Source organism: Mesorhizobium sp. M7A.F.Ca.CA.001.08.2.1 (assembly GCF_003998455.1).
GTDB classification, from domain to species: Bacteria; Pseudomonadota; Alphaproteobacteria; order Rhizobiales; family Rhizobiaceae; genus Mesorhizobium; species Mesorhizobium ciceri.
Genome location: NZ_RZPW01000449.1, coordinates 1 through 5,221, shown reverse-complemented (window position 1 = coordinate 5,221; position 5,221 = coordinate 1). Strand labels below are relative to the sequence as shown.

Below are 5,221 nucleotides of genomic sequence, written 5' to 3'. Positions count from 1 at the left end.
GTCGAGCACAGAACGATATCGGCGACGGCGGCCAGGGGCGAGTTGTCGTAATTGGTGATGGCCAGCGTGCGGGCACCGTTCTTGCGGGCCAACTGGATGGCGTCGATAACGGCCGACGTGTTGCCCGAATGCGAGAAGCCGACGGCGATGTCGTCGCCGCCGAGCAGCGAGGCCGACATCAGCATCATGTGCGAATCGTCGTAGACGGATGCGCGGATGCCGATGCGCAGGAATTTGTGCGAAACGTCGCGCGCGATCTGCGCCGAGCCGCCGACGCCATAGAAATCCCGGTTCTTGGCACGGAAGAGCAGCTCGGCGGCGCGGTCGAAATCCTCGATGTCGAGGATCGCCAGCGTCTCCTCCAGCGCCTGGATGGAGGTGCGGAACACTTTTTGCACGATCTCGGCCGAACTGTCGTCGGATGACAGTTCCTGGTGCATCTCGGCGGTCGGCAGGCGACTGTACTCATAGACGGCGGTGCGGAAGTCGCGATAGCCGGAAAAGCCGAGCTTCTTGGCGATCTTGACCACCATCGCCTCGGACACGCCGGATTCCTCGGCGATCTGCTTCAGCGGAATGCTCTCGTCGAAGCCGCGCCGGCCGAAGACGGTTTCCACCACCTTCGCCTCCAGCGGAGTGAGATGCGGCATCATCATGCGGATGCGCGGTCCTACCGCTTTCAGGTCCAGCCCGCTCAAGGTCATCCACGCCCCCTCGTCACGCGATCGATAAGCATCGCGGCGAGGATTATAAGACCAGTTGCCAGAAGCTGATAGAAGGACTGGACGTTCATCAGCGTCAAACCGTTGCGCATGGCGCCGAGGATGACGGCGCCCAGGATGGTGCCGACGACGCTGCCCTTGCCGCCCATCAGCGAGGCGCCGCCGATGGCGGCAGCCGCGATGGCGTCGAGCTCCCAGAGATTGCCGAGGATGGGTTCGGCGGCGCCCAACCGGCCGATCAGGATCTGCGCGGCAAGCGCCGCCAGCAGGCCTGAGATCATGTAGGCGGCGATCTTGGTGCGGGCAATCGGCACGCCGGCGATGTAGGCCGCCTCCTCGTTGCCGCCGACGGCGAGCAGATATTCGCCGAAGGGCGTCTTCTTCAAAACGACCCAGGCGACGACAGCCACGCAGGCGACGATGACGACCGCCAGAGGCAGTCCGAACAGCGAACCGTTGAAGACGGCGCGAAAGCCTGGGGGCAGGCCGAGGACCGGATTGCCGCCGGTGTAGATCAGCGCCAGTGCCCGATAGGTGCTGAGCGTTCCCAACGTGACGATGAAGGGCTGCAGCCCAACATGGGCGACGAGCACGCCGTTGACGAGGCCGCAGGCAAGACCAATGGCGAAGCCGGCGGCGATGGCCAGCGGAAACGGCACGCCGGCGACCATCATAGAGGCCGAGATGACGGCCGAGAGTGCTGCCGTCGGCCCGACCGACAGGTCGATGCCGCCGGAGATGATGACCAGCGTCATGCCCAGCGCCAGACAGGCATTGATGCTCGACTGCTGCAGGATGTTGATCAGGTTGCGCTCGGCGAAAAAGCCGGGCACCAGCGCGCCGAACACGGCCAGGATCACGACAAGCCCGATCAGCGTGCCGGCGTCGCGCATGGAAACACCGCGCAGGAATTCGGCCTGGGACCGCACCAGAGTGGCATCCGACATATCCGTCACCTACTGCCTTGCCGGCTGTGCGGCCGGCGTTTGCGTTTGCGGGATGGCGTGCGCCGCGATCGCCTGTTCTGAGAGATTTGCCCTATCGAGTTCGGCGGCGATGGTGCCGTCGCGCATGACCAACACGCGGTCGGCAAGCCGGATCACCTCGGGCAGTTCGGAGGAGACGACGACCACCGCATGGCCCTCGGCGGCGAGTTCCTCGATCAGATGATAGATCTCCGCCTTGGCGCCGACATCGATGCCGCGCGTCGGCTCGTCGAACAAGAGGATGCGTGTTCCCGCCGCCAGCCAGCGGCCGATGATCGCCTTCTGCTGGTTGCCGCCGCTGAACAGGCGGATCGGCCGGTCGAGCAGGAATGGGCGCAGATTGACGCGGCTCATCTTCTCGGCCGCCACCTGTTTCAACCTGGCGTGATCGATGAGGCCGCGCGGCGCGAACACGGCCATCGAGGCCAGCGCCATATTGCTGGTGATCGAGCGCAGCGGCACGATGCCTTCGCGTTTGCGCTCCTCCGGCACCAGTCCGACGCCGGCGGCAATCGCGTCACGCGGGCTGAAGAACCGTGCCGCCTTGCCGTCGATTGCAATCGTCCCGGCCGTGGCGCGATCGGCGCCGGCCAAGAGCCGCAGCAGTTCAGTGCGGCCGGAACCGACCAGGCCGGCAATGCCCAGCACCTCGCCGCGATGCAGATCGAACGACACGTTGCGCACCTTCGTCGCCGAGGAGAGGCCACGCGCGCTCAGCATGACCTTGTTCGTGGCATGGGAATTATGCTGCTCCTGCGCCAGTTCGCGGCCGACCATCATAGCCACGACCGCTTTCTCCGACAGGTCGTTCAGATCGACGGAATCGACGACGACGCCATCGCGCATGATGGTGGCGCGCCGGCAGATGCCGAACACCTCGTCCAGCTTGTGCGAGACATAGACGACGGCGACGCCGTCGCGGGCGAGGCCGGTGATGACTTGCGCCAGCCGTTCGAATTCGCTCGGCGTCAGGCTCGATGTCGGCTCGTCCATGGCGACGATGCGGGCGCGATCGAGCAGCGCGCGGGCGATCTCGACAATCTGCCGCTGCGCCACCTTCAGGGTACCGAGGGGTGCAGCCGGATCGATGGAGGGATCGATGGCCGCAAGAGCCTCCGCAGCACGGCGCTCCTGTTCGCGCCGGGCGACGAAGATGGCGCCGCGCGTCAGCGGATGGCCTAGGAACATGTTCTGGGCGACGCTAAGGCGTGGTACCTGCTGCAATTCCTGATGGATCATGGCGACGCCCGCAGCGCGTGCGGCGACCGGGTTGACGAGTGTAACCGGCTTGCCGTCGATGAGGACGCTTCCCGCTGTCGGCCTGTAGACGCCAGACAGGATGCGCAGCAGCGTCGACTTGCCGGCGCCATTTTCGCCGAGCAGGCCGTGGATTTCACCGGCACCTACCGAGAACGACACGCCGTCAAGCGCCCGCACGGCCGGAAACAGCTTGGAAATGCCCTGGAATTGCAGCCGGGGTGACATTGGGTTCTATCTCCGGGCAACGGTGCCGGCGGGAGCGAATTGCTCTGGCCGGCACTCGCCGATTGGCCTTACTGGCCCGCAGCCGCGTCCTCGAGCAGTGCCTTGCGCGCGCCGGCGCCGGAATAGCGGTCGGCATTGTCCTTGGTGATCAGTGCCTGGGGCGTGGCGACGACGCGGGGCAGCTTCTGTCCCGCGACGAGACGCAGAGCAGTTTCCAACGCCACTTCGCCGGTCAGCACCGGGAAACTGTCGACCGTGCCGGTCAGTTCGCCGGCCCGTATGGAGGCATAGGCGTCGGAAATGCCGTCGGTGCCGAAGACCGCAACCTTGTCCTGCAGGCCGGCGGCCTTGACTGCCTCGACGATGCCGAGCGCCATGCCGTCATTGTTGGCATAAAAGCCGATCAGGTCGGGGTGCTGCTGCAGGATGTTGGTGGCCGCATCATAGGAGGTCTGGCGGTCCCAGTTGCCGGGAACGCTGGCGACGACCTCGAACTTGCCTGCCTCGGTGATGGTCGACTTGAAGCCGTCGGTGCGCTGCACGGCGGCATAGACGCCAGCCTGGCCTTCGACGATGGCGACCTTGCCGCCATCCGGACGGTTCTTGATGAACCATTTGGCGACGCGCACGCCATTGTCGCGCTGGACATTGCCGACATAATGTTCGGCCTGCGGGATGACGGCGTCATTGACGTTGACCACCGGCACGTTGGCGGCCTTGGCTTGCTCCATGATCGGCTGCAGATTGGCATCCGTCTGCGGCGAGACGAGCAGCACGTTGTAGCCCTGGGTCACCAGGCCTTCGGCAATGGTGAGCTGGCCGAGCTGGTCGCCCTCGCTTTGCGCTGCCTGATAGACGACGGGAACGCCGACCTTGGCGCCGAATGCCGTGTAGCCCTCGCCCAGCGAGCGCCAGTATTCATTGGTCAGCGTCTTGGAGACGGCGCCTGCCTTGGTGCCTTCGGGCAGCTTGGGGAACGCGCCGAATTTGGCCTCGACCTGCGACCAGTCGATGCGGTCCTTTTCCGTGTCGGAATTGAGCGGCGCGAGGTCGGCCGAAAAGGCAGAGCCGATCGACAGCGCCATCAGTGCGGCGGTAGCCGTGGCAAGCAGAAGTTTCATTGTATTCCTCCCTTGTTGAAAACGATAATGGTGCGGATGCCTCAGCTATCCGGCCCGAGCATGATTTCCTGGATGATGGCCTGCGACGTCACCGCATCCTGGCTGTCCATGGCGGCGGACAGGCGATTGTCCTGCTCCAGCCGGTCGACGACGCGCAGCATGCGCTTGACGGTGGCGATGTTGACTTCGCACTCGCGCACCGGATCGAGCCCGGTCATGTCGGGGAACGTGTCGAAATAGATGGCGCCGGCGTAACCGTCGCGGCGAATCTGCCTGAGCAGCTCGATGGTCTGCAGCGTGTGCACCGCGCCGACCATCAGGCCGTCGTCGCGCTTGGCGTAGCCGTCGTTCAGATGCACGCCGAGCAGCTTGCTGTGGCGCGCCACCAGGGCCGCGGCAAAGGCCGGCTGTTCGTCAGCATAGAGCACATGGGCGAAATCGAGGGTGACGCCCAGATTGGGCAGGCCGACATCGCGGATCGCCAGCAAGGTCGTCGCCGCATCCGGCATCAGGCTGTAGGAGCGTGGTTCGTTCGGTTTGTACTCAAGGCTGATCTGACAGTCGGGATCATGCGCGGCTACTTCACGAATCCCCTCGATTTCGTGTTGCCAAAGCGTCACATAGTCGGCCTGGAAGGCGTAGTCGAAGCCATCCTGGCCGAGCCACAGCGTCATCAGGCTGGCGCCGGCCTCACGCACGGCATCGATGCCGGCTTTGGTCAGGTCGATGGCCTCGCGGCGCACCGCCGGATCCGGATTGGTGAAGGCGCCGAGCTTGAAGGCGGGGTTGGAGTAGTAGCGCATGGCAAAGCCATTGATAGAAAGCCCGAGATCGCTCAGTTTGAGGGCGATTTCCGCAGGCTTTTCACTGACATGGTCGGGAAAGTTGAGGTCGAGATCGGTAAGCC

General features: G+C 64.7%; 5 protein-coding genes. All 5 read right to left on the bottom strand.

Features of this window, described 5'->3' with window-relative positions; genetic code table 11:
- Window positions 1-704, bottom strand: a 704-nt coding sequence (locus EN914_RS23400) for an SIS domain-containing protein (protein WP_127389292.1), incomplete at its 3' end; no start/stop codon positions are given.
- Complete coding sequence (locus EN914_RS23395; protein WP_032899090.1) at window positions 701-1,669, bottom strand: ABC transporter permease; 969 nt, start codon at window positions 1,667-1,669, stop codon at window positions 701-703. The genes EN914_RS23400 and EN914_RS23395, both read right to left, overlap by 4 nt.
- A gap of 9 nt (window positions 1,670-1,678) precedes the next feature.
- The gene (locus EN914_RS23390; protein ID WP_013529213.1) at window positions 1,679-3,193 is read right to left on the bottom strand and encodes a sugar ABC transporter ATP-binding protein; all 1,515 of its coding nucleotides are present in this window, start codon (window positions 3,191-3,193) and stop codon (window positions 1,679-1,681) included.
- Between the two features lie 68 nt (window positions 3,194-3,261).
- Window positions 3,262-4,314, bottom strand: a complete 1,053-nt coding sequence (locus EN914_RS23385) for a substrate-binding domain-containing protein (protein WP_024502965.1) — start codon at window positions 4,312-4,314, stop codon at window positions 3,262-3,264.
- A 41-nt stretch (window positions 4,315-4,355) separates the two neighbouring features.
- Window positions 4,356-5,221: TIM barrel protein (locus tag EN914_RS23380; protein ID WP_127389291.1), on the bottom strand; the 866-nt coding region annotated here is incomplete at its 5' end.

Coding starts and splice junctions, on each gene's coding strand:
- EN914_RS23390 (WP_013529213.1), bottom strand. CDS start 3,193: ATGTCACCCCGGCTGCAATTCCAGGGCATTTCCAAGCTGTTTCCGGCC.
- EN914_RS23385 (WP_024502965.1), bottom strand. CDS start 4,314: ATGAAACTTCTGCTTGCCACGGCTACCGCCGCACTGATGGCGCTGTCG.
- EN914_RS23395 (WP_032899090.1), bottom strand. CDS start 1,669: ATGTCGGATGCCACTCTGGTGCGGTCCCAGGCCGAATTCCTGCGCGGT.